We start from the raw sequence: 24,400 nt of genomic DNA on the forward strand, positions 1-24,400 counted from the left end.
GACGTGGCTCTCTCCATCGGGATCGTCGGTCTGCCCAACGTCGGCAAGTCGACGCTCTTCAACGCCCTGACCAAGAACGACGTGCTCGCGGCGAACTACCCGTTCGCGACGATCGAGCCCAACGTCGGCGTGGTCGGCGTCCCCGACGAGCGGATCGCGAAGCTCGCCGAGGTGTTCGGCAGCACCAAGCAGATCCCGGCGACGGTGTCCTTCGTCGACATCGCCGGCATCGTGCGGGGCGCGAGCGAGGGCCAGGGGCTGGGCAACAAGTTCCTGGCCAACATCCGTGAGTCCGACGCGATCTGCCAGGTCATCCGGGTCTTCGCCGACCCCGACGTGGTGCACGTCGACGGCAAGGTCTCGCCCAAGGACGACATCGAGACCATCAACACCGAGCTCCTGCTCGCGGACCTGCAGACCCTGGAGAAGGCCGTCCCGCGGCTGGAGAAGGAGATGCGCAAGGACAAGGACCGCAAGGCCTTGTACGACGCCGCGGTCGCCGCGCAGCAGGTCCTGGACGGCGGGCAGACGCTCTTCAGCGCCGGGGTGGACAGCGAGCCGCTGCGCGAGCTGGGCCTGATGACCACCAAGCCGTTCCTCTACGTGTTCAACGTGGACAGCGACGAGCTGTCCAACGACGAGCTGCTCGCCGAGCTGCGTGCCCTGGTGGCCCCGGCCGAGGCGATCGTGCTGGACGCGCAGACCGAGGCCGAGCTGGCCGAGCTGCCCGACGAGGAGGCCGCCGAGCTGTTGGCCGCCGTCGGCCAGGACGAGCCGGGCCTGCACCAGCTCGCCCGGGTCGGCTTCGCCACCCTGGGCCTGCAGACCTACCTGACCGCCGGCCCCAAGGAGTCCCGGGCGTGGACGATCCCGGTCGGGGCCACCGCGCCGCAGGCCGCCGGGGTCATCCACACCGACTTCCAGCGCGGGTTCATCAAGGCCGAGGTCGTGTCCTTCGACGACCTGGTGGCCGCCGGGTCGATGGCCGCGGCCAAGACCAAGGGCCAGGTGCGCATCGAGGGCAAGGAGTACGTGATGCAGGACGGCGACGTCGTGGAGTTCCGCTTCAACGTCTGAATCGCGGTGGACCTGCAGCTCAGGGGCTTGCGCCAGTCATCTGGTCCGCAGATGGTCCGCAGGGGAGTCCAGCGAGGCCGCCATCAGGCTCTCCGTGGCGGCTCGTGTGCGGTCGTCCGCGTCGGGCCACAGGTGGCTGTAGCTGTTGGGCGTCGCGGTCACCGTCGGGTAGGTGGACCTCGACGTGGGCGCCGAGCATCGGCAGCAGCCGGTCGCACTCGGCTTCGGCGTAGCGGACTCGCCGGCCGAGGCGGACGCCGTTCCGCATCCGGCGTCGCCCGGTCGCGCCCCGGTCCCAGGCGGCTACCTGGAACCGCCGGTGGCGGTCGGCGGGGGTTCGGCCCGGGCACGAGCCACACGCGGACCGGCCCGGGGCCTCGGGGAGCAGGCAGCACGAGGCGCGGCGGGTGAATCTGCTGGTGCCCAGTTCGGGGCCAGGGGAACACCGACTGCGGCGGCGACCGCGGTCGCGGTGGGCGAGGCGTCCAGGCCCACGGCTCGACCGGCCCACAGGAACCGGTTGCCCAGGGCGTCGGTGGCGATGGCCCACAGCGGCCTCTCCCGCATCTGGCCGGCCTCGGCGACCCGCGGCAGGACGTCGCTCGAGGTGACCCGGATCGCGGCACCCAGGGCGGTCACCGGGTCCTCGCCGATCAGCTCGACCCCCGACGTGCCGCCGGTGACGCGGCTGTCGGGGAGCCGGTGCAGGGTGACGTCGTCCACCCGCGGGGACAGTGCCCGGCTTGTCGCGAGCAGCGACGCCGCGGCGGCCACGACGTACCGGTCGGACACCGAGCACCACCACAGCGTGGCCAGCACCCGGAGGTCGTCGGGGCCTGGGACGAGTGGTCCGTGGTGGGCGGCGGGTACCCGTGCCAGGGTGACGGCGAGCAAGTCGGTCATGTGAGTTCTCCGTCCCACATCGTCACGATCCGGTCGGCGTAGGAGGCCAGCCGGGGCCGGTCGTGGCTGACCACCAGCACCGCGCAGCCCTCGTCGGCGGCGGCACGCAGCAGGCTGGCGACCACGGCGGCGCTGTCGACGTCCAGGCTGGCGGTGGGCTCGTCGGCCACCAGCAGTGCCGGTCCGGCGACCAGCGCCCGGACGACGGCCACCCGCTGGCACTGCCCGACCGACAGGGTCCCGGGCAACCGGTCGACGTCGACCCCGGCCAGGCCCACCCTGGCCAACTCCGCGGCCGCCCGCCGCCGTCGGACGGCGCGGCTGGAGCGGCCGGGCAGCGGCTCGGTGATCGTGCGCCACAGCGGCCACCGGCGATCCAGGGAAGCCACCGGGTCCTGGAAGACCGGCATGGCCCAACCGCGGCGTGGGAGCGTCGCCCGGCCCGACGTCCAGGCGTCCTCCCCGCCGAGCTGCACCCGGCCGGCGTCCGGACGTTCCAGGCCGGCGGCCACGCGGAGCAGGGTGGACTTGCCCGACCCCGACCGGCCGACGACGCCCAGCACCTCTCCGGCCCGCACCTGCAGGTCGACCCCGTGCACGGCGGGATGGCCGGCGTAGGACCGGGTCACTCCGCTGAGCACCACCTGCGGCGCGCCGACCGTCGGGGCCGCCACGGTGCGCGGCGGTGGGGTGGATGCGGCCACCAACGCAGCGGTGACCGGGTGCCGGGGTGCGGTGAGAAGCTGGGCCGAGGGGCCGTCCTCGACCACCCGGCCACCGTCCAGCACGACCAGGGAGTCGGTGTGCCGGGCGACGAGGGCCAGGTCGTGGCTGACCAGCAGCAGCGCTCGGCCGGCGTCGGCGACCAGGTCCAGCACGTCGTCGGCGAGCTCGGCGTCCAGGGCGCTGGTGGGCTCGTCGGCCAGGGTCAACGGCGGCCGGTGCGCCGCGGCGGCCACGGTCGTGGCGCGCTGCAGCATGCCGCCGGACCACTGATGGGGGTGCTGGGCGGCCCGCCGGACGACGTCGGTGATCCCGACGTCGGCCAGACGCGCGGTGACTGCGCCCTCGGGTGGGCGTCGGCCGTGGGCGAGCCAGGCCTCGGCGACGTGGGAGGACACCCGGCGCAGCGGGTCGCAGGCGGCGAACGGGTCCTGGGCGACGTAGCCCACCGCGGTGCCCCGCAATGCCCGCAGCTCCCGCTCGGGTCGCCCGAGCACCTCGGCGCCGCCGACCCGGATCGAGCCGGCGACGTGGGTGCCGCGCGGCAACAGGCCCAGGACGGCCCGCACCAGGGTGGTCTTGCCGCACCCGGAGGTACCGACCAGGCCGACCCGGCCGCCCTCGGGAACCACCAGGTCGACGCCGACCAGGCAGCGGTAGCCATCGGGGTAGGTGACGGTCAGGCCGCGGACCTCCAGGGCGTTCACGCGCGGGTCCCCGGGTCGGTGACGTCGCGCAGCGCCTCGGACGGCAGGGTGGCCGCCAGCACGGTGGCGACCAGTCCGAGGCCGGGGCCGATCAGCTGCCACGGCGCGAAGGCCAGGGTGTCCCGCGCCGCGGCCAGCATCACACCCCACTCGGCGGTCGGTGGCTGCGCGCCCAGCCCCAGGAACGACAGCCCGGCCAGGGCCAGCACGACCTCGCCGACACCCAGGGTGGCCAGGACCAGCACCTGCGCGGCGGCTGCGGGGAGCACGTGGCCCACCGCGATCCGCAGCTCCCCGACCCCGGCCATCCGGGCGGCCAGGACGTCCGGCCGGGTCAGTGCGGTGCGGGCGTGCACCCGGGCCAGGCGGGCCAGCCCGGCCCAGCCGGCCAGCGTCATCGCCAGCACCAGGTTGCCGAACCCAGGACCCAGCAGCCCCACCACCGCGAGGGTGAGCACCAGGCCGGGCAGGCCCAGCAGCACGTCGGTCAGCCGGGACAGGACGGCGTCCACCCAGCCGCCGAGCACGCCGGCGACCACCCCGACGAACAGGCCGATCAGCGCGCTCAGGGCGGCGACGAGCAACGCGGCGCCCAGCGAGGTGCGGGTGCCGGCGACGGTGCGGGCCAGCAGGTCCCGGCCGGCGCCGTCGGTGCCCAGCAGATGACCGCCACCGGGTGGGGCGACCTTGTCGGTGTAGTCGGGCACGTTCGGATCCACGGTGAGCAGCGGGCCCAGCACGGCGACGAGCACCAGGGCAGCGAGCAGTCCCAGCCCGATCCGGGCGTCCCACCGGGCCAGCAGCCGCGGCCAGACCCCGATGACCGCGACCGGCTGGGGTGAGCCCGCTGGGGTGGGCCGGAGCATCGCGGGCAGCACGCTCATGCCGCCACCCTCGCGCGCAGTCGGGGGTCCAGCGCGGCCGCCAGCAGGTCCAGCGCCAGGCTGACCACCACGTAGAGCAGGACGGCGAGCAGGGTGAAGCCGGTGACCACCGGCATGTCCCGGCCGGTGATCGCCTCCACGGTGTACCGGCCGACCCCGGGCCAGGTGAACACCGTCTCCACGATCGGCGCCCCGCCCAGCAGCGCGGCACTGCCCAGCCCGATCAGGGTCAGGTACGGCGGCAGCGCGTTGGGCAGTTCGTGGACGACGAGGCGGCGGGCGGGGCCGGCACCCCGGGCCCGGCTGACCCGCAGGTGCGCGGCGCCGCGTGCCTCCAGCAGACCCGCACGCAATACCCGGGACCAGCTGGCTGCTGCCCCCAGCGACAGCACCAGCGCCGGCAGGAAGGCCGTGCTCCAGGTGCCGTCGGCGATGACCCGACCCAGCCCTGCCCGGACGACCAGCACATCCAGGACGACGACGCCGAGCAGGAACCCCGGCACCACCAGCACCGCGGTGGACAGCACCCGGGCGACGTGGTCGGGCCAGCCGCCGGGGCGGGCCGCGGCCAGCAACCCCAGCGCCAGGGACAGCACGACGGCGAGCCCGAGGGCCGAGACCGCGAGGATCGCCGTCGCGGGCAGCCGGTCGACCAGCTCGGTGGTCACCGGCCGCCCGGTCCGCCAGCTCACCCCGAGGTCGCCCCGGGTGAGGTCGGTGAGCCAGTCCCAGAACCGCAGCGGCAGGGGCTGGTCCACGCCCAGCTCGGCGCGGACCTGGGCCACGGCCGTCGGCGTGGGGTCCTGCACGCCGCGGGCGGACAGCACCCGGCGGGCGGGGTCGCCGGGGGCGGCGACCAGCAGTGCGAAGGTGAGGATCGCACCGCCGGCCGCCGTCCCCAGGGCCTGACCCAGCCGCCGCAGGGCGGCGCGGGTCACGCCGCGGCGGGTGCGGTGTCCGCGGTCACCCACAGGTTGCTGATCGGGGTCTCGTACCCCGACCACGCCTGGTTGCTGACCACCGCGGGCAGTCGCAACACGGTGGCCGCGAAGTAGCCCTGGTCGTGGATGACGGTCTGGATGCGCTCGAGCAGGTCGGTGCGCTCGGCGTCGTCGAAGCTGACCGACAGCCGGGCGACCAGGTCGTCCAGGGTGGCGTCGGAGACCCCGCCGTAGTTCTCGCTGCCCCCGGTGACCAGCCCGTCGGTGAGTCCCTCGACCGGGCTGCCACCGAAGGAGACCAGGGAGTCCCCGACGATCGCGGCGTCCCAGTCGCTGCCCTCGCGGGCGGCGGTGACGTCGTCGACCTGGCTGACCTGCACGTCGATCCCGACCTCGCCCAGCTGCACCTGCAGGGCCTCGGCCAGGGTGGTCGAGTCCGGCTGCTGCGGGTAGCTCAGCAGCCGCAGGGTCAGCGGGACGCCGTCCCTGGTGCGGGTGCCGTCGGCGCCGGCGCCGGCGCCGGCGGTCCAGCCTGCGGCCTCGAGCTGGTCGGCGGCGGCGTCGAGGTCGGTCTCCTGGGTGTCCACGGCGTAGGGCAGGGACGGGGCGAAGACGCTGGTCGCGGTGTCGGCCAGTCCGTCCAGTACATCCTCGACCAGGGCCCGGTAGTCCACCGCCAGCAGCGCGGCGGTGCGGACGGCGGGGTCGTCCCAGCCGGGGGAGCGGGTGTTGAAGCTCAACGAGAAGGTCGAGCCGGTGGGCTCCCCGGTCACCCAGACCGCATCGTCGCGGCCCTCCAGGGTCTGCTCGATCGCGGTCGGCATGTACAGCGCGAGGTCGGCCTCCCCGGTCTGCACCGCCTGCACCCGCGAGCTGGCCTCGGGCACGAACTTCACCGTCAGCGCACTCAGCGCCGGGGTGCCACCCCAGTAGCCCGCCACCGGGACCAGCTCGGCGGCCTGGTCGTCCAGGCTCTGCACCGCGTAGGGCCCGGTGTACAGGTCGGCGTCCACCAGCGCCGAGGGGGCGTCGCCGGCGGCCAGGTGGTCCTCGTAGCCGGCGACGTCGAACACCGGCACCATCGACTCGTCGGCGAACACGCTGGCCAGGGTCGGCACCGGCCGCGAGGTGGTCACCGTGACCTCGTCCTGCCCCGTCACCTCCGCCGAGGCGAGCGCCGAGGCGCTGGCGAAGCTGTCGACGTTCTCCGCCGTCCAGGTCAGCAGATCGGCCAGGGCCCGGGCGTCGAAGCCGGCGCCGTCGGTGAACGCCACGCCCTCGTTGAGCGTCAGCGTCCAGGTGGTGTCATCGGTGCTCTGCAGGTCCGACAGCACCCATGGCTCCGGGGTGCCCTCGCGGGTCGGGCGCATCAGCAACTCGACGTAGCCGAACTCCGGGCCCCAGAAGGCGTTCTCCAGCGGGTCGAGGTCGTCGATGGCGAAGCTGGTCGCGATCGTCAACGTGGCCGGGGCCTCGGGGTCCGCGGCGGCGTCACCTCCGCCGCCGGTGGTCGCGCAGGCGCTCAACGCCAGTGCGGCGATGGACAGGGCGGTCACGGGCCGGACCTTCGTGGACAGGACAGCACGCAGCGTCATCAGATGTCTCCGCCAGCACCTCGTGGATGACTCCCGATGCCGTGGCCGGTCTCCTGGCTGACAGGTGTCGGTCTCACCCCGCCTTCCCGGACCGCCGACGTGCGGGTCCAGTGGCTGCCTCGGCCCCACGAGTGGGCGAAGGCGAGGAGCGAGACCACCTGATCACAGTGGCGAGGGCCGCGCCGGCATCACACCGGCTTCCCGAGCACCACGGCGGGCGGAACTCGCGAGCCCGCTGGTGCGGGCTCGCTCCCTCAGTCGCCCGAGCCGGACCAGGGGTTCCGAGACCCCCCAGCCGTGACCTCATCGTTATCTCGGGCGAGTCTGCCGACAGCTCGGCCTCGGTGCCCGGCGACGAGACCTGTGCCCACCGGTCCGTGCCCTCCGGGCATCAGGCTCGGCGGCGGGGCTCGGCGTGGCTGACCATGGCGGCCACGAGGTCGGCCCGGGCCCGGGCGACCCGCGAACGGATGGTGCCGACGGGGCAGCCGATGACCTCGGCTGCCTCGCTGTAGGGAAGCCCCAGCAGTTGGGTGAGCACGAAGGCTTCCCGCCGTTGCGGCTCCAGCCGATCCAGGGCATCACGGGCGGCCACCGTGCCGCCGACCTCGTCGGTGACGGCGGGGTGCTCGCCCAGCAGGGACTCCACCTCCTGGCCACCCCCGACGAACACGAGCCTGCGCCGCTGCTTGTAGCGCAGGTGGTCGGCGCACACCCGGCGGGCGATCGACAGCAACCAGGTGCGCAGACTCGACCGGCCCTGGAACCCGGCCAACGCAGGGATGGCCCGCAGGTACGTCTCCTGGGTGAGGTCGTCGGCCGCTTGCCTGTCCACCAGCCGCGAGCACAACCGCCACACGTCGGTCTGCGTGGCGCGCACGAGCGCGGCGGTGGCCGCGACGTCACCCCCCGCGGCCCGCGCCGCCCACACCTCGAGCTGGTCCACGTCCATCCCGTCGAAGTCGGTGAGCGGCGGAACTCAGCCGCCCCCTGCGACGACTACTGAACCATGGACTGCTCGTCGTTCCGTGAATCGCTGTCGGCCCGGATGGACGGCGAGGCCGGTGACCTCCCCCACCGTTGGGTCGAGGAGCACCTGAGCGGTTGCCTGGCTTGCCAGGGATGGTCCGATGCCGCCGTCGAGGCGACCCGCCGGGTCCGGATGGCTCCCGCCGTACCGGTCCCGGACCTCACGATGGCGGTCCTGACCCGGCTGCCCGAGATGGCGGGCCGCGCAGGTCGGTCCAGGTCGTGGGCGTCGACCACGCTGCGCCTGGCCCTCCTGGCCGTCGGGGCTGGGCAGACGGCGCTGAGCCTCCCGGCGCTCCTCGGGGGGGCGGGCACCATGTCGGCCCCGATGCACGTCGCCCACGAGAGCGGCGCCTGGAATGCCGCGCTCGCCTTCGCCTTCGTCGTCGTCGCGGGCCTGCCCAGGCTGGCGGCAGGCGCCTTGCCGCTGCTCGGGTTCTTCACCTCGGTGCTCACCTTCGTCACCGTGCGGGACCTCCTGGCCAGCCAGGTGGGTACTGGTCGTGCCGCCGGGCACCTGCTCCTGCTGGCCGGGACCCTGCTGGTGGCAGCGCTGGCGTGGCACGGGCGTCCACGCGCTTCGGTGCGGTCCGCGGCCGTCGCCCGAGCCCGGTGGCCGGAGCAGCGCTCGCGTGCACCCCGGTGGGTCCTCCGCACCACGGAGGCCCCCGTCCCCCTGCGTCGGGAGCACCAGGTGCAGACGTGAGGATGGGTCCTCCGGGCCGTCTGGGCGGGCTCTCCCCGACGTAGCCCGCCGGGGGGCGCCTGGCCGGGACCCCCGACGCGTGCCCCGCGGCCCGGAGGGGCACAGCTACGACTGAACACCCCACACACCTCCCTCACCACAGAACGAGGCACAGACCGATGCGCAGCACCCACCGGAGCCGCACCCTGCTGGGGGCCGCCCTGCTCAGCGCCTCCCTGCTGTTGGCCGGCTGCGGTACCCCGGCCAGCTCCCCGGACACGGGCGCCACCGCCGACGGCGGCGGCATGGCCGGGATGTCCATGCCACCGGCGCCGGCCACCCTCTCGGCACCCGACAACCCCTACGAGGGCCTCAACCTCGCCACCCCGTTCCAGAAGCCGACCTTCACGTTGACCGACCAGTCCGGTGCCGCGTACGACTTCGCGGCCCGCACCGGGGATGCGCCGACGTTGTTGTTCTTCGGCTACACGAACTGCCCCGACGTGTGCCCCACCACGATGGCCGACGTCGCGATCGCCCTGCAGACCGTGGACCCGGCGGTCGCCGAGCAGGTGCAGGTCGTCTTCGTGACCACCGACCCCGCGCGCGACACCCCGGCGGTCCTGGGTGAGTACCTCGGACGGTTCAGCTCCGGGGCGGCCGCCCCGTTCGTCGGTCTCACCGGCACCCAGTCCGAGATCGACGCGGCACAGCTGGAGGCGGGGGTGCCGCTCGCTGAGGAGGAGGGCCAGCAGCACTCGTCGCTGGTGCTGCTGTACGGCGACGACGGTCAGGCCCACGTCGCCTTCAACGCCGCGGACGGCTCCAGCGCCATCGCACACGACCTGGCTGTGGTCGCCGGTTCCTGACCGTCGCGGCCTCCCGTGGGCCGCGACGTGCCTGCGGTGGGCAGCTGCGGCGCCCCGGGTGGGCCGGTGGCCGCCAGGATGCCGCTGTCCACCATCGCCACCTGGTCGCTGTGGGCCAGGGCGTGATCGAGGTCGTGGAGCACCGCGACCCTGGTCTGGGGAAGGGCGCCCAGCAGCTCCCCGAGCTCGAGCTGGGCGCGGGCCCCGAGGTGGTCGGTGGGCTCGTCCAGCGGCAGGTGGGCGCGTCCTGGCCAGGGCGCAGGCCACCAGCACGCGCTGGCGTCCGCCGCCGGACAGGGTGCCGACCATCCGTCCGGCCAGCGCCTCGGATCCGGTGCGGCGCATCGCTTCGAGCAGAGCGGCGCGGTCGTCACGCACCGGACGCGTGATGACCTCACCGTCGGACGCCGCCAGCCCAGCCATGCTCCAGGCATAGGGCCGCTCCACCGCGGCCCACCACCCCTGGGCGCCCCGCCGGGCGTCACCCTCGGGTGCGACGAGGAGGGTCCACTGCTCACGCATGGTCGAGGACGTCGAGGTCCTTCCGCTACGACGTCGCTCTGCGGTACCGACCCCTCAGTCGGCCCGCTCGCCCAGCAGCACCTCGCGCACCGCCGCCCAGGTGCGGTCGGCGTCCTGCAGCCAGAAGTCGTGCCCGACCCCGGTCACCCGCGCGACGTCCCAGCCGAGTGCCTCCAGGCGCGCCGCCGTCGCGTCCGGGAGCACGGCGCGGGAGTCGTCGGACAGCACGATCGTCGAGGGGACGGCGGGCGGGGCGACCGGCGCCGGGGCGTGGGCGACGTCGCGGAAGACGCGGAGGGCCATGCCTCGGTCGAAGCGCGCGGTCGCCGCGTCGCGGAGCACCGCGTCGGCGGGGGACAGGGCGGGACGGCCCCGGCTGCGCCACTTCTGGGCCAGCGCGGCCACCGCCAGGCTGACCGGGGCGGTGCCCCAGAACAGCCGCCCGGCGAGGCCCGCGGTCGGCAGCCCGAGCCGGAAGCCGGGGTCGAGGTAGACCGCGGATGCCGGGGCCAGCCGCGCGACCGCGCGCTCGAGCACCGAGCCGCCCAGGGAGTGCCCGACGACGACGTCCAGCCCGACCGGCAGGCTCTCGACGAGGTCGTCGGCGAACGCGCGGACGGAGTAGTCCTCGGCCCGGTCGCTGTCCCCGTGCCCGCGGAGGTCGACCGTGGTGACGGCCACCCCGCCCGCGGCGACGAGGCGCTCGGTGAGCCCGCGCCACGTCGCGCCGTCGGCACCGAGCCCGTGGACCAGGGCCACCTGGCGCGGACCCGCGCCGTGGACCTGCGTCGCCAGCTTCACGATGCGCGCGGGCGGGTCGGGCGGAGGGTCGTCATGGGTCCGGACGCTAACCGGGTCCGGGCCGGCAGGGGATGGAGAAGTCCTCCGTGGTCCAGCGGTGCGGGTGGAGGAGTCAGTCGGCCCGTTCGGCGATCAGCCGGTGCAGGCGCAGCGCCACCTGCAGCTCCAGGGCCCGCCCCGGCTCCTTCCACCGCGGCCCGAGCACCTCGGTGATCCGGTCGAGCCGCTGGTACAGCGTGTTGGCGTGGATGTGCAGCGCCTCGCAGGTCCGCGCGTGGTGGCGGGCCAGCTCGAGGTAGGTCTCCAGCGTCACCGCCAGGTCGCGCTGCCGGTCGCGGTCGTGGTCGAGGAGGGGACCGACCGTGGCGCGGACGAACGCCGTGAGGTCGGCGCGACCGGAGCGGCTGAACAGCGACCGGTACAGCCCCAGGTCGTCGGCCGCGGCGCAGGAGCCTGCCCGGTCCAGCGCGATCAGCAGGGCCGCGGTCTGCCGGGCCTCCTCGTGGCTCGCCCGGATGCCCGCGGGACCGCCCGCGCCGGTAGCCAGCCCCGTGGTCGGTGTCGCGACGTCGGCGGCCGACAGCCGCGCCACGGCAGCGCGTGCCTGCTCGACGGGGACGGGCAGCAGCACCACGACCTGCCCGGCGTGGGCGGCGGACCACCCGCGCAGCTCGGCGGCGAGCCGGGCGGCGAACGTCCCGGCCGCGGCGGCACCGACCGGCTCGGCGTCCACCACGGCCACGGTGGACACCGCGTGCAGGTCGATGCCGTTGGCGCGGGCCCGGCGCAGCAGGCTGGCCTCGTCGGCCCCGGAGGAGAGCAGGGCGTGCACGAACTCGCCGCGGGTGCGCAGCTCGGCCTCGGCGACGGAGCGCTCCGACGCCAGCAGGACCGCCACCGTGGTGGCCCCGATCCGGAGCAGGCGCACGGCCTCCTCCTCGGGCACCGTGGTCGGCGCCGCGACCAGGTCGCCGCCGTGTCCCCCCGGCAGCTCGACCGGTACGACGAGCCCGCCCTCGGGGGACGGTCCACCCGCCAGGGTCCGGCCGTCGTGGTCGCGGATCTCCACGACCAGGCCGGCCGACCGGCGCAGCGCCGCCACGACCGCCGGGAGTCCCTCGCCGTGGAGCACGACCTCGTTGAGGACGTCGCGCAGGTCGCTGGCGCGCTCCCGGCTGGCGCTCACCTCCCGGAGCCTGGCGTTGACCGCCCGCAGCTCGGCCGCCGCGGCCCGTTCCCGGTCGAAGAGGTCGGCCGTGCGCAGGGCCAGCGCCGCGTGCGCGGCGAGCCCGGCGAGGAGCTCGACGTCGTGCGCGACGAAGGCCCGGGCCCGGCGCTCGGCGGCGAGCAGGACGCCGAGCGTGTGGTCCCCGACGACGAGGGGGACGCCGAGGATGCCGCCCAGCTGCTCGCTGGTCGCCGCCGAGTCGACGCCGTCGGTGTGCGGGAACCGGTCGTCCTGGAGGTAGCTCACGCTCCACAGCGGGCGCCCCGTCGCCAGGACCTGCCCACCGAGGCCCTGGCCCCGCTCGAGCTCGATGCCGCGCATCGCCGAGCCCATGGCGCCGTCCACGACCTCGATCCGCAGCAGGTCGCCGCGCAGCAGCATGATGTAGGCGACGTCCACGCCGAGCAGCCGCCGGGCCTGCCGCGCCACCTCGTCGAGCACGTCCCGGGTGTCGTGCAACGCGGCGAGCCGACGAGCCAGGTCGTTGAGCACGACCAGCTCGTCGGCCCGGCGACGCAGTTCGGCGACCGTCGGTGCGACGTCGGGGGCCATGACCCCATCCTCGCCCACCGGGACGGCCGGGGTCAGGGCGCCGGGTGCCCCGTCACCGGACGGCCTTGACCCGGCGGATGGCGACCGCGCCCAGCATCACGAAGACGATGCCGGAGACGAAGAGGACCGGGTACCCGCCGGTGAGCGTGACCAGGCCCGCGGCGATCGAGGGGCTCATGGCCTGCGGGACGGTGGTGGCCAGACCGAGGATGGCCAGGTCGCGCCCGGCGCTGCCCCCGCCGAGGCGGGCGGGCAGGACCTCGGTCATGAGGGCGAGGTCGATGGAGATGTAGGCACCGAAGCCCAGGCCCAGCAGGAACGAGTAGACCAGGACGCCGGTCGTCGTGGGCACGGCGAGGGGGACGGCGAGGGCGATCGACATGACGACCGAGGACCAGACGATGAAGGGCTTGCGCCGGCCGACGCGGTCGGAGAGCCAGCCGCTGACCGACGCCGAGAGCAGGACACCCACGAGCAGGACGACGCCCATCGTGGCGGCGAAGGAGTTGGACTCCTCGTCGCCCAGGCCGATGTAGTCGCGCAGGATGTAGAGACCGAAGGTCTGGGCGCCGAAGAACCCGATCACCATGAGGAAGCGGGAGGCGAAGGCCCAGGCGAAGTCGGGGTGCTGGCGCGGGCTGACCCAGAACCCGCGCAGGAACTCCCGGGCGCCGGTGCGCTCGTGGGGCAGGTGCGTGCTGGGCTCGTCCCGGTTGACCACGACGAAGACGCCGACGACGAGGACGACGAGGCCGGCCAGGACCACGTAGGGCAGGGAGCCCTGGCCGGCGGTGCTGCCGGCCACGGTCACGCCGACCGCGTTGCCGATGGTGATGCCGACGCCGATCATCGCCGAGACCCCGCCGCGGCGGGCCGCCGGGTAGCGGTCGGGCACGACGGCCGTCGCGGCCGCCTGCAGCACGTTGACGCCGACCTGGACGACCAGCCACACCAGCGCGACGGTGAACACCGACTGCGCCATCGGCAGGCCCAGGACGAACCCGCCGGTCAGCAGGGCGCCGGCCACCATCCACGGCGTGCGGCGGCCGAAGCGCGACCGGGTGGCATCGGACAGGGCGCCGGCGATCGGCTGGGCGAAGATGTTGGCGACGAAGGCGACGGTGGTGACGATCGCGAGGTTGCCGATCTTCCCGGCCTCGTCGATCCCCGCCACGATGTTCGGCAGCAGGATCCCGTTGCCACCCGAGTTCACCGCCAGGATCGCGACGTAGACCATCAGGAGCCTGAAGGACATCCGCCGCATGCGGGGCGCGGGTGCCGTGGTTGCCTCGGTCGGCTCGCCCGGCACGGCGGTGGTGGGGATCTTGCTCGTCGTCATGGTCTCTCCTGGTCCGGGCCGGCTCGCCGCCGCCGCTGGCTGTGACGCTAGGCACTCCGCGGTGGCTGCACGACGGGGATCCTCTCCACGGACGACCCCCTCGTATGGGCGATGCATCCACCCCTGGGACCGCTGGGTCAGATGGGCCCGAGGTTGCCGCGCAGGGCCGCTGCGCAGGCCGCTGCGCCGTGGTCGGTCATGATGATCGCCGCGTGGTCGACGTCCTCCACCAGCTCGGCGGAGACGAGGGACGGCGTCGCGGCGACCAGGCGGGCCACGTGCGCGGCCGCGTACATCGGCGGCGAACCGGCCCCGTTGCTCCACGGCGCGTGGACCAGCCTGACCGGCGCCCGCACGGCGGCGAGGGCCTGGGCCGGGGCTGACGAGGCGAAGACCGAGACCGCGTCGTCGACCACCGTCTCCAGGTCGCGGTGCACGGCCAGCCCGCCGTCGACCTGCGCGAGGTCGTGCGCCACCAGGGCCAGCATGCGCGGGTCGTCGGCCCCGGTCAGCGGGGCGACGCTTGCCCGGTAGTGCTCGAGGTAGGCAGCCTCGTCGGCCCAGACCCGGTCGTCGGCGTACTGGGCGCGCAGCCGGGGCGCCACCGCGGCCGCCGGGGGCGGTCCCTGCTCGCCCACCTCGAGCGGCAGCCCGCCGTCGACCAGGGTGACGGTGGCGACCCGGTCCGGGTGCCGGGCGGCGAGCTCGGCGACGACGAAGCCGCCCAGCGACATGCCGAGCAGGTGGACCCGGTCGAGCCCGAGTGCGTCCAGCAGGGCCACCAGCTGCTCGGCGTGCGCGGGCACCGAGGACGGGCCCGGTCGCGCCGGCGTCCCGCCGCGGCCGGCGAGGTCGGGGGCGACCAGGCTGACCTCCGGCGCGGCGTCCAGGACCCACGCCCACAGCCGGCTGTTGCTGGACACCCCGTGCACCGCGAGCACCGGCTCGGTGGTGCCGGGCCGGGTCAGCACCTCGAAGGGTCCGGCCGCGGTCTCGACGACCTCGGTGGTGGCGCTCACGAGAAGACCTTGCCGGGGTTGAGCAGGTGGGCGGGGTCGAGGGCGGCCTTGACGGCGCGGTGCATCGCGAGCACCTCGGCGGACAGCTCGGCGGTCAGCCCGTCGCGCTTGAGCAGACCCACGCCGTGCTCGCCGGTGACGGTGCCGCCGAGCGCGAGGGCGTCGGCGATGATGTCGTCGAACGCGGCCTCGGCGCGTGCCCTGGCTTCCACGTCCCCCGGGGGTGTCACCAGCAGCGGGTGCAGGTTCCCGTCGCCGGCGTGGGCGATGTTCGCGATCACGACGCCCCGGCGGACCGCGGTCCGCTCGATGCGCGCCAGCATCTCGGGCACCTGCTCCTTGGGGACGCACACGTCCTCGGTCAGGACCGGTCCCAGGCGCTCGAGCGCCGGGTAGGCCAGCCGCCGCGCGGCGAACAGCGCCTCGGCCTCGGCCTCGTCGGTGGACCGCTCGGCCCAGGTGGCGCCGGCGGCGCGGAAGCACGCCACCATCTGCTCGGCGAGGCCCTCGCCGAGCTCGCCCGGCTCGTCGAACCGGCCCAGCAGGACGACCTCGGCCTCGGTGGACAGGCCCATGTTCTTCCACTCGTCGACGGCCCGCAGGCAGTGCCGGTCGACCAGCTCGAGTGCCGACGGCACCAGGCCGGCCTCGCCCACCGCCCGCACGGCCGCGCCGGCGGCCACGACGGAGGAGAAGAAGCCGGCGACGGTCACGGCCGGGGCGGGCAGCGGGCGCAGCCGGACGGTGACCTCGGTGACGATCCCGAGCGTGCCCTCCGACCCGACGACCAGGCCCATCAGGTCGTAGCCCGCCACGCCCTTGGCGGTGCGCCGACCGAGCCGGACGACCTCGCCGCGGCCGGTCACGACCTCGAGCTGGAGCACGTAGTCGCGGGTGACGCCGTACTTCACGCAGCACAGGCCCCCGGCGTTGGTCGCCACGTTGCCGCCGATCGTCGACCAGGGCGAGCTCGCGGGGTCCGGGGGGTACCAGAGGTCGTGCTCGGCCACCGCGGCGCGCAGGTCGTCGTTGACGACCCCGGGCTGGACGACGGCCAGCTGCTCCAGGGGGTTGATCTCGAGCACCCGGTCCATCCGCTCGAGCGACACGACGACGCAGCCCTCGACCGCGTTCGCCCCGCCGGACAGCCCGGTGCCGGCACCGCGGGCGACGACCGGGACGCCGTGGCGCAGGCACGTGCGCACCACGTGGACGACGTCGGCGGTGCAGGTGGCGCGGACCACCGCGGCGGGCCGACCGTGCGGGGCCCACGCGGCCTGGTCGCGGCTCATGGAAGCCACGACGTCGGGGTCGGTCAGCACGGCACCGGCCGGCAGCCCGGCCGCGAGCTCGTCGGCGAGCGCGGAGCCCGCGACGTCTGGGGAGGTCGTCGTCGGCGCCAGCGGAGCTGTCATCGTCATGGGTGCACCAGATCACACCGCGAGGCCCGCCGACGCGGAGACCGTCCCCGTCGTCACGGGTCCCCGGTGGAGGTTTCCACCCCCCTGACCGTCGGGCCCGGGCCGGCCGGCGCGCGGTAGTGGTCCCGCAGGGCCGGGTCGGAGAGCCACCAGGGCGTCGTCGTCGCGTCCGGGTCGTCCCGGTCGGCGCGGTCGAGCACGGCGTCGACCTGCCGGGCCTCGACCCGCTCGACCCGGATCCACTGCAGCACGGTGAGCGCCAGGAACGGCAGGTCCAGGCACTCGGCGACCGTCCAGAGGAGGGCCCCGGCGTGCTGCTGGTCGACCAGCCACCCTGGTCGGCCCACGCCGAACCAGGGGATCGTCAGGTGCGTCTCCAGGCGGAGCACGATGCCGGGCACGGCGTCCAGCAGCAGCTCCACCACGCCGACCGACAGCGCGGCGCCGACGGCGAGCGAGGTGCGGGCGTCCTCGCGGTCGACCAGCGGCAGCGCGATCAGCGCCCCCAGCGCGAGGAGGGCCACGTGCAGCACCCAGCCCGCGTGCTGGTGCGGCACGACGAGCCGTCCGAGCCCGCCGAAGTACAGCGCCCCGGCGGTCAGCGGCACGTAGAGCGGGCCGACCGCGGGGTGGCCGGCGACCCGCAGAACCCGAGACCCGAGCACCCGCACCAGCACCGACCGCGGGCCGTGCGCGGCCCGGGCCAGCGCGACCGGCTGGGCGGCCACCAGCAGCGCCGGGACGACGAGCAGCAGGAGCAGCCACTGCAGGGTCCACACCCACATCAGCTGCTGGGCCCGGGCCTCCGGGAACCCGCAGCTGACCCACACCCCGAGCAGCACCCCGCCGCCCAGCGCGGCGTCCCGGAGCGGGGGCCACGGCTGCCCGGCCGCGTGCAGCCGCCACCTGGCCCGGACGACGAGGACCACCACCCCGGCCAGGACGGCGACGACGAGCCAGTCCGGTCGCCACTGGGTGACCGGGTGCGAGGCGCCGGGTCAGCCGGTGGGCCGCACGAAGACGTCGTCCAGGGTGACGGTGGTCAGGCCGCGGTCGGCGATGATCTGGGTCAGCTGCGGGAAGACCGTCGTCACCGGGGTGAAGTTGAGGTGGCCGATGACGATGTGCTGCGGCAGGAACCACTGGTCGGCGAAGCCGACGACCTGGTCGGGCGTGAGCAGCCCGGAGTCCGACAGCGAGCCGTACCAGAGCACCGGGCAGGTGTAGCCGATCTCGGCGGCCGCCGCGTCGGTCGAGGCGTCCCGGTAGCCGTAGGGCGGCCGGTAGTAGGGCCGCATGTCGACCCCGTAGGTGCTCAGCACGAAGTCGTGGTTGCGCTGCAGCTCGTCCTGCACCCCGGCCGCGGACAGCGAGGTGAGGTCGGCGTGGCTCCAGGTGTGGTTGCCCAGCTGGATCCGGCCGTCCGCGACCAGGGGGCGCAGCAGGTCGGCGTTCTCGGTCCAGGCCGGCTTGCTCCCGTTGAGGAAGAAGGTCAGCCGGGTGCCGGTGTCCCGGCCGAACTCGGTGTAGGCGCGCACCACCGAGCTGTCGTCGCCGTCGTCCACGGTCCAGGCCAGCAGCGACCCGTCGCCGGGGAGCTCGGTGAGCCGCCCGGGCGGGATCGGCACCCTGGTCAGCTGCGGCGCCGGGAAGGACGGCGCCGGCGGGGTGGTGGGTGGCGGCGTCGTGGGCGGCGGGGGAGTCGTGGTCGTGCTGCTCGGCGCCGCGGACGGCGTCGACCCGCAACCGGTCAGCGCGGCCCCACCCGCCAGGGTGAGGGCCAGGAAGCGACGTCGGTCCACGGTGTCGAGGTTACGGTCCGACCTGCCGATACCCACGGCATGACGACGACGGTCTGCGACGCGCTGCACCAGCTCGGCACCTCGGCGGGCACCCTCTCCGCCGACCGCTCCGACGGCGACCTGTTCACCGCCGCGGGGTGGCTGAGCACGGCGATCACCGAGGCGCTGGAGGCCCGGTTCGCCGACGCGCTGGTGCCCGCCTGACCCGGTCGTAGGGTCCTGGTCGTGCCGAACGTGTTCACCGACTACGCGCAGACCCACTGGGTGCCGATCAACGACGACATGGTCACCGTGCAGACCGTCGACGCGGCCGGCCGGCGCGAGACGCATGTGCTCTCGGTGCCCGACGCCCTGGCCCAGTTCAAGGTGAAGTACCCGTTCGTCGACGACGCCCAGGCCGCGGAGCTCTTCGCCCGCGGCGGCTGACCTTGACCGCCGACATCATCGAGCGCATCATCTGGTGCAGTTTCTGATGATGCGAAGGAGGCGGTCGTGCGGACGACGGTGACCCTGGACGACGACCTGGTGGCGCGGGCGCAGGAGCTCTCCGGGGTGTCCGAGCGTTCGGCGCTGCTGCGTGAGTCCCTGGAGCTGCTGGTCCGGATCGAGAGCGGGCGGCGACTGGCGGCTCTCGGCGGTTCCGATCCCCATGCGCAGGCAGGACCCCGCCGGCGACCCGACGAGCCGTGATCCTGGTCGACACGTCGATCTGGATCGACCACCTGCACGCCTCGGAGCCCGCGCTCGTCGACGCACTCGCCGCCGACGAGGTCGGACACCACCCGCTCGTCGCCGAGGAACTGGCGATGGGTCGGCTGGAGCGACGTACGGACGTCCTGCGGGCGCTGCGGCAGCTGCGCCCGTTCCCGCAGCTGTCGCACCAGGAGTTCACCTCGTTCGTCGAGGCCGAGCGGCTGTGGGGCCGAGGACTCGGTCCGGTCGACGCCCACCTGCTCGGCTCGGTCCGGCTGGTGCCCGGGTCGGTGCTGTGGTCTCGGGACCGCAGGCTGGTGGCCGCCGCCCGGGACCTGGGGCAGGCCGTCCGGGACTGACCGGAGGTCAGTGCGCGGCGGCCTTCCCGCCGCGCTTGGGGACGACGTGCAGCACGGCCACCACGACCGCGCCCACCACGACCCCGACCACCGCGGACAGCGCCGTGTTGGTCAGCCACCCCAGCACCCCGCCCAGCGCCCCGGTGGCGTCGTGCACGGCCACCTCGACGTGGTGCACCAGGTCGTAGGGCCAGGCCCAGCCCAGCTCCTCGGCGCCGACCAGCAGGATGTGCCCGCCGACCCACAGCATCGCGGCGATCCCGACGGTGGCCAGCGTCGCCAGCACGATGGGCATGGCCTTGACCAGCCCGCGACCGAACGCGGCGACCGCGGTGGACTTCTTCGCGGCCAGCGCGATGCCGGCGTCGTCCATCTTCACGATCAGCGCGACCACGCCGTAGACCAGCGCGGTGATCAGCAGCGCGACGACGACCAGGATGATCGCCCGGGAGACGAACGGCTCGTCCTCGACCTCGTTGAGCGCGATCACCATGATCTCGGCGGACAGGATGAAGTCGGTCCGCACCGCCCCGGCGACGACCGTCTTCTCCCGCTCCGCCGGGTCGACGTCGGTCTCCTCGGCGGCGGCCTCCTCCGGGTGGTGGCCGGAGAACTTCTCCCACAGCTTCTCCGCCCCCTCGTAGCAGAGGTAGGTGCCGCCCAGCATGAGGATCGGGGTGAGCAGGAACGGCAGGAACTGGCTCAGCAGCAGGATCGCCGGGAGGATGATCAGCAGCTTGTTGCGGATCGAGCCCTTGGCGATCCGGCCGATGATCGACAGCTCGCGGGCGGGCTCCAGGCCCTGGACGTAGCGCGGGGTGACCGCGGTGTCGTCGACCACGACGCCGGCGGCCTTGACCCCGGCCCGGCCGGCCGCGGCGCCGATGTCGTCCAGCGACGCGGCGGACAACCGGACGAGCGCGGCGACGTCGTCGAACAGGGCGAACAGGCCGCTGGCCATCAGAGGGTCCCGGGGGCGCTCAGCGAGGTCACAGCCTTCAGGCTAGGACATCTCACCGGAGCTGCGCCTCCTTCGGCGCCAACCCGCGGGCCGCCTCGGCGGCGACCTGGTCCCGGCCGGCGCCCCCGGCGGCGACGACCACGGCGCCCACCAGCCCCTCGACCAGCGGTGCGGCCGACAGCAGCACCCGCTCGCGCACCTCGTCGTCCAGCAGCTCCAGCGCGGTCTCCGCCGACAGCACCGCACTGCCCAGGTCCATGAGGACGACGACGCCCTCGCCGGAGTCCGCCGCCGTGATCGCCTCGGACACCGCGACCGCGTCGGTGCCCAGCGAGCCGTCGTCCATCCCGGCGGCGACCTCGATCGCGAGCTCCCGGCCGGGCAGCATCTGCCGGGCCAGCTCGACCGCGGCGTCGGCCAGCGCCCGGCTGTGCGAGACCACGACCACCCCCACGCTCACGACAGCGTCTCCGCGGCCGCCTGCAGCAGGTACGCCGTCGAGGTGGCGCCCGGGTCGGCGTGCCCGGCGCTGCGCTCGCCCAGGTAGCTGGCCCGACCCTTGCGGGCGACCAACGGCACGGTGGCGTCCCGGCCGTCCGCGGCTGCCTGCGCGGCCTCGGCGACCGACCCGCCGGCGTCCAGGACGTCGCAGGCCGGGCCCAGCGCGTCGACCATCGTCTTATCGCCCGGCTCGGCCTTGCCCCGGGCGAGCACGCCGTCGAACCCGGCCCGCAGCGCGGGCGCGAAGCCCTCGCCGACCGCGCCGGCCATCCGGAGGAACAGCGTCCCGTACAGCGGCCCGCTGGCCCCGCCGACCTTGCTGACCAGCGTCGCGCCGGTCTTCTTCAGCAGGGCCGCCGGGTCGTCCGGGGGAGCCTCGGTCAGCGCGGCCACGACGGCGGTCATCCCGCGGTCCATGTTCGAGCCGTGGTCGGCGTCCCCGATGGCGGAGTCCAGCGCGGTGAGCTCGTCCCGGTGCTCGTGCACCAGCTCGGCGAACCGGGTGATCCAGGCGGTGAGCTGCTCGGTGGTGGGCGCGTCGCTCATGCGCCCCACCGGAGCCCGGGGGTGTCGACCGGCGCGTCCCACAGCCGCAGCAGCTCGTCGTCGGCCTGCAGCAGGGTGACCGAGCAGCCGGCCATCTCCAGGCTGGTCATGTACGGACCGACCAGCGAGCGGGCGATGCCGATGCCGGACTTCTCCAGGATCGCCGCGACCTCGGCGTAGACCACGTACAGCTCGATCAGCGGGGTGCCGCCCAGGCCGTTGACGAAGCAGATGACGCCGTCGGAGAAGGTGTGGTCGGCCAGGATCGGCTCCACCAGCATGGCGGCGACGTCGCGCGCCGGGGCGATCGGCACGCGCCGGCGGCCGGGCTCGCCGTGGATGCCGATGCCGATCTCCATCTCGCCCTCGGGCAGCTCGAAGGTCGGCTTGCCCGCGGCCGGCACGGTGCACGAGGTCAGCGCCATGCCCATGCTGCGGCCGGAGTCGTCGATCCGGCGGGCCAGGTCGGCGACCGCGGCCAGTGGCCGGCCCTCCTCGGCGGCGGCACCGACGATCTTCTCCAGCAGCACCGTCGTCCCGACCCCGCGCCGCCCGGCGGTGTAGAGGCTGTCCTGCACAGCGACGTCGTCGTCCACGACGACGGTGACCACCTCGGTGCCGGACTCCGCGGCGACGAGCTCGGCGGCCATCTCGAAGTTCATGACGTCGCCGGTGTAGTTCTTCACGATGTGCAGCACGCCGGCGCCGCCGTCGACGCCCTGGGTGGCCGCGACCATCTGGTCGGGCACCGGGGAGGTGAACACCTCGCCGGCGCAGGCGGCGTCGAGCATGCCGGGGCCGACGAACCCGCCGTGCATGGGCTCGTGCCCGGCGCCGCCGCCGGAGACCAGGCCGACCTTGCCCTGCACGGGTGCATCACCCCGGAACACGACGCGGTTCTCGTGGTCGACGCGGAGCCGGGGGTGGGCGGCCGCCATGCCCCGGAGGGCGTCGGCGACCACGTCGGCAGGGTCGTTGATGAGCTTCTTCACGGGGCTTCCTGACCTCGGGGGGAGGGGCGGGTGCACCCGCAGGCTAGGACCGTCCCGGGGAGGGCACAACGCGCAGGGGACTGCGCTAGGTTCGCCGCGACCCGCGCCCACCCGGGTGCGGTCTCCCGAGACCGTGGAGGACACCGTGGCAGTCGAGGTCGTGCTGGACAAGGCGCTGGACAAGGCATACGAGGGCAAGCCGCTGGGCGAGATCCTGGACGCACCCGTGGCGGCGCTGGCCGGGGTGAGCGACGGCGACGCCGCCAAGCTCAAGGAGGCGTTCGGCATCGTGACCGTGCGCGACCTGGGCACGAACAAGTACTTCGCCGTGGCGGGCGTGCTGGCCGCGATGGAGAAGCACGCGGGCTGAGCGACCGTCGCGCTGCCCGGTCGGGTCAGCCCCGGCCGGGCAGCGCGCGCACCCAGGTCCGCCAGGTGCGCGGCGGGTGCCACCGGCTGACCGTCGTGCCCGGTGCGACGACGAAGCCGCACCGCTCGTAGAGGGCGATGGCCGCCGCGTTGTCGTCGAAGACCCGGGCCTCCAGCACGACGGCGCCCTGCCCGGCCGCCCAGTCCGCGACTTCCTCGACCAGCGCGGCGCCGACCCCCTGGCCCCGTGCGGACGGCGACACCCACATCGAGCGCAGCTCGGCCCGGTCGGGGGCGGCCACCGCACCGCCGACGAGGCCGAGCGGGTGCGCCACGAACCAGGGGCCGGCGGCCAGCAGCTCCCGCCACCGGTCCGCCGGCCACCCGCGCTCGACTCCGAGCGAGGAGGCGAACACCGCCGGGTCCGCGCCCAGGGCGCGGAGCCGGACGTCCCGGAGCAGGGCCCAGTCGGGCCCGTCGAGCCGGCGGATCAGTGCTCGGTCACCTGCTCGAACGCCGCCTCGAGGACGTCGAGGGCCTCGTCGAGCAGGTCGTGCCCGATGACCAGCGGCGGCAGGAAGCGCAGCACGTTGCCGTAGGAGCCGGCGGTCAGCACGATGACGCCCTGCGCGTGGCAGGCCTTGGCCACCGCGCCCGCCAGGGCGGCATCGGGCTCGGTGGTGCCCGGCCGGACCAGCTCCAGGGCGATCATCGCCCCGCGGCCCCGGACGTCCCCGATCGCCGGGAACCGCTCGGCGAGGGCGCGCAGCCGGGGCAGCATGCGCTCGCCGATCGCCCGTGCGGCGCCGTTGAGGTCCTCGGCCCGCATGGTCTCGATCGAGCCCAGCGCCGCGGCGCAGGCCACCGGGTTGCCGCCGTAGGTGCCGCCGAGGCCGCCGGGGTGCACGGCGTCCATGATCTCCGCGCGGCCGGTCACCGCGGCCAGCGGCAGCCCGCCGGCCATGCCCTTCGCCGTCGTCACCAGGTCCGGGACGACGCCCTCGGCGTCGCAGCCGAACCACTCGCCGGTGCGGCAGAAGCCGGACTGGATCTCGTCGGCGATGAACACGACGCCGTTCGCGGTGCACCACTCGCTGATCGCGGTGAGGAAGCCGGGGGCCGGCTCGATGAACCCGCCCTCGCCCTGCACCGGCTCGATGAGCACGGCGGCGGTGTTGCCCGCGCCGACCTGGACCTCGATCTGGGAGATCGCCCGGGCGGCGGCGTCGGCACCGGACAGGCCGTCGCGGAAGGGGTAGCTCATCGGCACCCGGTAGACCTCGCCGGCGAAGGGCCCGAAGCGGTGCTTGTACGGCATGTTCTTCGCGGTCAGCGCCATCGTGAGGTTGGTGCGGCCGTGGTAGGCGTGGTCGAAGACGACGACGCCCTGCCGGCCGGTGGCGTGCCGGGCGATCTTCACCGCGTTCTCCACGGCCTCCGAGCCGGAGTTGAACAGCGCGCTCTTCTTGGCGTGCGTGCCGGGGGTGAGCTCGGCGAGCGCCTCGCAGACGGCCACGTAGCCCTCGTAGGGCGTCACCATGAAGCAGGTGTGGGTGAAGTCGGCGACCTGGGCCTGCACGGCCTCGACCACCCGGGGCGCGGCGTTGCCGACGCTGACCACGGCGATGCCCGAGCCGAGGTCGATGAGGGTGTTGCCGTCGACGTCCTCGACCACGCCGCCGCCGGCGCGGGACACGAAGACCGGCAGCGTGGTGCCGACGCCGGCCGAGACCGTGGCGTTGCGCCGGGCCATCAGCTCCTGCGAGCGGGGGCCGGGGATCTCGGTGACCAGGTGCCGGCGCTGCTGCAGCGCGGTCTGGTCGAGCAGGTCGGTCATCGCAGAACCCCTCACGTCGTCGGTGGCCCCATGGTGGCACCGATG

The 24,400-nt window shown here is 74.5% G+C and carries 27 protein-coding genes, 1 pseudogene and 1 riboswitch; of the genes and pseudogenes, 9 read left to right on the top strand and 19 right to left on the bottom strand.

The annotated features are described in order from the left end of the window. The first annotated feature begins 3 nt into the window (after window positions 1-3). On the top strand, window positions 4-1,077 hold the full coding sequence (ychF, locus tag UXQ13_RS02605) for a redox-regulated ATPase YchF (protein WP_225232782.1): 1,074 nt from the start codon (window positions 4-6) through the stop codon (window positions 1,075-1,077). Between the two features lie 303 nt (window positions 1,078-1,380). On the opposite strand, the gene UXQ13_RS02610 is transcribed toward ychF, so the two are convergent. From UXQ13_RS02610 to UXQ13_RS02635, 6 genes are all read right to left on the bottom strand, one after another. Further along, entirely contained in the window at window positions 1,381-1,980 is a 600-nt protein-coding gene (locus UXQ13_RS02610) for a hypothetical protein (protein ID WP_225232781.1), read from the bottom strand. Continuing rightward, a complete protein-coding gene (locus tag UXQ13_RS02615; RefSeq protein ID WP_225232780.1) occupies window positions 1,977-3,410 on the bottom strand; it encodes an ABC transporter ATP-binding protein in 1,434 nt (477 codons plus the stop codon). The genes UXQ13_RS02610 and UXQ13_RS02615 overlap by 4 nt, the downstream gene beginning before the upstream one ends. Further along, on the bottom strand, window positions 3,407-4,294 hold the full coding sequence (locus tag UXQ13_RS02620; RefSeq protein WP_225232779.1) for an ABC transporter permease: 888 nt from the start codon (window positions 4,292-4,294) through the stop codon (window positions 3,407-3,409). The genes UXQ13_RS02615 and UXQ13_RS02620 overlap by 4 nt, the downstream gene beginning before the upstream one ends. Continuing rightward, complete coding sequence (locus tag UXQ13_RS02625) at window positions 4,291-5,232, bottom strand: ABC transporter permease (RefSeq protein ID WP_225232778.1); 942 nt, start codon at window positions 5,230-5,232, stop codon at window positions 4,291-4,293. Before UXQ13_RS02625 ends, UXQ13_RS02620 begins: the two co-directional genes overlap by 4 nt. After that, window positions 5,229-6,791 carry an ABC transporter substrate-binding protein gene (locus UXQ13_RS02630; protein ID WP_336391778.1) on the bottom strand — a complete coding sequence of 521 codons (1,563 nt, stop codon included), beginning with the start codon at window positions 6,789-6,791 and terminating at the stop codon, window positions 5,229-5,231. The genes UXQ13_RS02625 and UXQ13_RS02630 overlap by 4 nt, the downstream gene beginning before the upstream one ends. 65 nt (window positions 6,792-6,856) lie before the next feature. Further along, window positions 6,857-7,058, bottom strand: a riboswitch (cobalamin riboswitch). A 163-nt stretch (window positions 7,059-7,221) separates the two neighbouring features. Next, window positions 7,222-7,782: a sigma-70 family RNA polymerase sigma factor gene (locus UXQ13_RS02635; RefSeq protein ID WP_225232776.1), complete on the bottom strand. Its 561-nt coding sequence runs from the start codon at window positions 7,780-7,782 to the stop codon at window positions 7,222-7,224. Between the two features lie 57 nt (window positions 7,783-7,839). Here UXQ13_RS02635 and UXQ13_RS02640 point away from each other — a divergent pair. The 3 genes and pseudogenes from UXQ13_RS02640 to UXQ13_RS02650 all read left to right on the top strand — a co-directional run. Then, window positions 7,840-7,938: pseudogene (locus UXQ13_RS02640) on the top strand (zf-HC2 domain-containing protein); the annotation flags it as partial. A 249-nt stretch (window positions 7,939-8,187) separates the two neighbouring features. Then, complete coding sequence (locus tag UXQ13_RS02645; RefSeq protein ID WP_336391838.1) at window positions 8,188-8,565, top strand: hypothetical protein; 378 nt, start codon at window positions 8,188-8,190, stop codon at window positions 8,563-8,565. Window positions 8,566-8,723: 158 nt separating this feature from the next. Continuing rightward, on the top strand, window positions 8,724-9,413 hold the full coding sequence (locus UXQ13_RS02650; protein ID WP_225232775.1) for an SCO family protein: 690 nt from the start codon (window positions 8,724-8,726) through the stop codon (window positions 9,411-9,413). A gap of 576 nt (window positions 9,414-9,989) precedes the next feature. Here the strand turns inward: UXQ13_RS02650 and UXQ13_RS02655 are convergent. From UXQ13_RS02655 to UXQ13_RS02685, 7 genes are all read right to left on the bottom strand, one after another. Continuing rightward, window positions 9,990-10,736: an alpha/beta fold hydrolase gene (locus tag UXQ13_RS02655; protein ID WP_225232774.1), complete on the bottom strand. Its 747-nt coding sequence runs from the start codon at window positions 10,734-10,736 to the stop codon at window positions 9,990-9,992. A gap of 112 nt (window positions 10,737-10,848) precedes the next feature. Beyond that, on the bottom strand, window positions 10,849-12,516 hold the full coding sequence (locus UXQ13_RS02660) for a helix-turn-helix domain-containing protein (RefSeq protein WP_225232773.1): 1,668 nt from the start codon (window positions 12,514-12,516) through the stop codon (window positions 10,849-10,851). 52 nt (window positions 12,517-12,568) lie between these two features. Further along, complete coding sequence (locus tag UXQ13_RS02665) at window positions 12,569-13,855, bottom strand: MFS transporter (protein ID WP_336391779.1); 1,287 nt, start codon at window positions 13,853-13,855, stop codon at window positions 12,569-12,571. A 137-nt stretch (window positions 13,856-13,992) separates the two neighbouring features. Next, complete coding sequence (locus UXQ13_RS02670) at window positions 13,993-14,874, bottom strand: alpha/beta fold hydrolase (protein WP_225232771.1); 882 nt, start codon at window positions 14,872-14,874, stop codon at window positions 13,993-13,995. Beyond that, window positions 14,871-16,295, bottom strand: a complete 1,425-nt coding sequence (locus UXQ13_RS02675) for an FAD-binding oxidoreductase (RefSeq protein WP_225232770.1) — start codon at window positions 16,293-16,295, stop codon at window positions 14,871-14,873. Before UXQ13_RS02675 ends, UXQ13_RS02670 begins: the two co-directional genes overlap by 4 nt. A 53-nt stretch (window positions 16,296-16,348) precedes the next feature. Next, entirely contained in the window at window positions 16,349-17,227 is an 879-nt protein-coding gene (locus UXQ13_RS02680) for a cytochrome c oxidase assembly protein (protein ID WP_225232769.1), read from the bottom strand. 66 nt (window positions 17,228-17,293) lie between these two features. Further along, window positions 17,294-18,097 (bottom strand): polysaccharide deacetylase family protein, encoded by an 804-nt coding sequence (locus tag UXQ13_RS02685; protein WP_225232768.1) that lies wholly within the window; start codon window positions 18,095-18,097, stop codon window positions 17,294-17,296. 39 nt (window positions 18,098-18,136) lie between these two features. Between UXQ13_RS02685 and UXQ13_RS02690 the strand changes: the two genes are divergently transcribed. The 4 genes from UXQ13_RS02690 (at window position 18,137) to UXQ13_RS02705 (ending at window position 19,149) form a co-directional block, all read left to right on the top strand. After that, window positions 18,137-18,301 carry a hypothetical protein gene (locus UXQ13_RS02690; protein ID WP_225232767.1) on the top strand — a complete coding sequence of 55 codons (165 nt, stop codon included), beginning with the start codon at window positions 18,137-18,139 and terminating at the stop codon, window positions 18,299-18,301. A gap of 21 nt (window positions 18,302-18,322) precedes the next feature. Next, entirely contained in the window at window positions 18,323-18,523 is a 201-nt protein-coding gene (locus UXQ13_RS02695) for a hypothetical protein (protein ID WP_225232766.1), read from the top strand. Between the two features lie 66 nt (window positions 18,524-18,589). Continuing rightward, a complete protein-coding gene (locus UXQ13_RS02700; protein WP_225232765.1) occupies window positions 18,590-18,787 on the top strand; it encodes a type II toxin-antitoxin system VapB family antitoxin in 198 nt (65 codons plus the stop codon). Further along, window positions 18,784-19,149, top strand: coding sequence for a type II toxin-antitoxin system VapC family toxin (locus UXQ13_RS02705; protein ID WP_225232764.1), 366 nt, complete (start codon window positions 18,784-18,786; stop codon window positions 19,147-19,149). The genes UXQ13_RS02700 and UXQ13_RS02705 overlap by 4 nt, the downstream gene beginning before the upstream one ends. Before the next feature lie 7 nt (window positions 19,150-19,156). Here the strand turns inward: UXQ13_RS02705 and UXQ13_RS02710 are convergent, their stop codons facing one another. From UXQ13_RS02710 to dhaK, 4 genes are read right to left on the bottom strand one after another with little or no spacing between them, the layout of a single operon-like run. Continuing rightward, window positions 19,157-20,110, bottom strand: coding sequence for a DUF808 domain-containing protein (locus UXQ13_RS02710; RefSeq protein WP_225232763.1), 954 nt, complete (start codon window positions 20,108-20,110; stop codon window positions 19,157-19,159). Window positions 20,111-20,162: 52 nt separating this feature from the next. Then, window positions 20,163-20,570 carry a dihydroxyacetone kinase phosphoryl donor subunit DhaM gene (gene dhaM / locus UXQ13_RS02715; RefSeq protein WP_225232762.1) on the bottom strand — a complete coding sequence of 136 codons (408 nt, stop codon included), beginning with the start codon at window positions 20,568-20,570 and terminating at the stop codon, window positions 20,163-20,165. Next, complete coding sequence (gene dhaL / locus UXQ13_RS02720) at window positions 20,567-21,157, bottom strand: dihydroxyacetone kinase subunit DhaL (RefSeq protein ID WP_225232761.1); 591 nt, start codon at window positions 21,155-21,157, stop codon at window positions 20,567-20,569. The genes dhaM and dhaL overlap by 4 nt, the downstream gene beginning before the upstream one ends. Then, a complete protein-coding gene (gene dhaK / locus UXQ13_RS02725) occupies window positions 21,154-22,149 on the bottom strand; it encodes a dihydroxyacetone kinase subunit DhaK (protein ID WP_225232760.1) in 996 nt (331 codons plus the stop codon). The genes dhaL and dhaK overlap by 4 nt, the downstream gene beginning before the upstream one ends. A 145-nt stretch (window positions 22,150-22,294) precedes the next feature. Here dhaK and UXQ13_RS02730 point away from each other — a divergent pair, with 145 nt between their 5' ends. Continuing rightward, a complete protein-coding gene (locus UXQ13_RS02730; protein WP_225232759.1) occupies window positions 22,295-22,519 on the top strand; it encodes a hypothetical protein in 225 nt (74 codons plus the stop codon). Window positions 22,520-22,544: 25 nt separating this feature from the next. On the opposite strand, the gene UXQ13_RS02735 is transcribed toward UXQ13_RS02730, so the two are convergent. Next, window positions 22,545-22,934: a GNAT family N-acetyltransferase gene (locus tag UXQ13_RS02735; RefSeq protein ID WP_225232758.1), complete on the bottom strand. Its 390-nt coding sequence runs from the start codon at window positions 22,932-22,934 to the stop codon at window positions 22,545-22,547. 74 nt (window positions 22,935-23,008) lie between these two features. Then, window positions 23,009-24,355, bottom strand: a complete 1,347-nt coding sequence (gene gabT / locus UXQ13_RS02740) for a 4-aminobutyrate--2-oxoglutarate transaminase (protein ID WP_225232757.1) — start codon at window positions 24,353-24,355, stop codon at window positions 23,009-23,011. Window positions 24,356-24,400 lie beyond the last annotated feature (45 nt).

It is taken from the genome of Klenkia terrae (assembly GCF_037083865.1).
GTDB classification, from domain to species: domain Bacteria; phylum Actinomycetota; class Actinomycetes; order Mycobacteriales; family Geodermatophilaceae; genus Klenkia; species Klenkia terrae.

Bases quoted from the DNA above. Each gene is read 5' to 3' on its own strand.
- UXQ13_RS02610 (WP_225232781.1), bottom strand. From the start codon at position 1,980: ATGACCGACTTGCTCGCCGTCACCCTGGCACGGGTACCCGCCGCCCAC.
- UXQ13_RS02620 (WP_225232779.1), bottom strand. From the start codon at position 4,294: ATGAGCGTGCTGCCCGCGATGCTCCGGCCCACCCCAGCGGGCTCACCC.
- UXQ13_RS02635 (WP_225232776.1), bottom strand. From the start codon at position 7,782: ATGGACGTGGACCAGCTCGAGGTGTGGGCGGCGCGGGCCGCGGGGGGT.
- UXQ13_RS02645 (WP_336391838.1), top strand. From the start codon at position 8,188: ATGCACGTCGCCCACGAGAGCGGCGCCTGGAATGCCGCGCTCGCCTTC.
- UXQ13_RS02650 (WP_225232775.1), top strand. From the start codon at position 8,724: ATGCGCAGCACCCACCGGAGCCGCACCCTGCTGGGGGCCGCCCTGCTC.
- UXQ13_RS02660 (WP_225232773.1), bottom strand. From the start codon at position 12,516: ATGGCCCCCGACGTCGCACCGACGGTCGCCGAACTGCGTCGCCGGGCC.
- UXQ13_RS02665 (WP_336391779.1), bottom strand. From the start codon at position 13,855: ATGACGACGAGCAAGATCCCCACCACCGCCGTGCCGGGCGAGCCGACC.
- UXQ13_RS02675 (WP_225232770.1), bottom strand. From the start codon at position 16,295: ATGACGATGACAGCTCCGCTGGCGCCGACGACGACCTCCCCAGACGTC.
- UXQ13_RS02690 (WP_225232767.1), top strand. From the start codon at position 18,137: ATGACGACGACGGTCTGCGACGCGCTGCACCAGCTCGGCACCTCGGCG.
- UXQ13_RS02710 (WP_225232763.1), bottom strand. From the start codon at position 20,110: ATGGCCAGCGGCCTGTTCGCCCTGTTCGACGACGTCGCCGCGCTCGTC.
- dhaL (WP_225232761.1), bottom strand. From the start codon at position 21,157: ATGAGCGACGCGCCCACCACCGAGCAGCTCACCGCCTGGATCACCCGG.
- gabT (WP_225232757.1), bottom strand. From the start codon at position 24,355: ATGACCGACCTGCTCGACCAGACCGCGCTGCAGCAGCGCCGGCACCTG.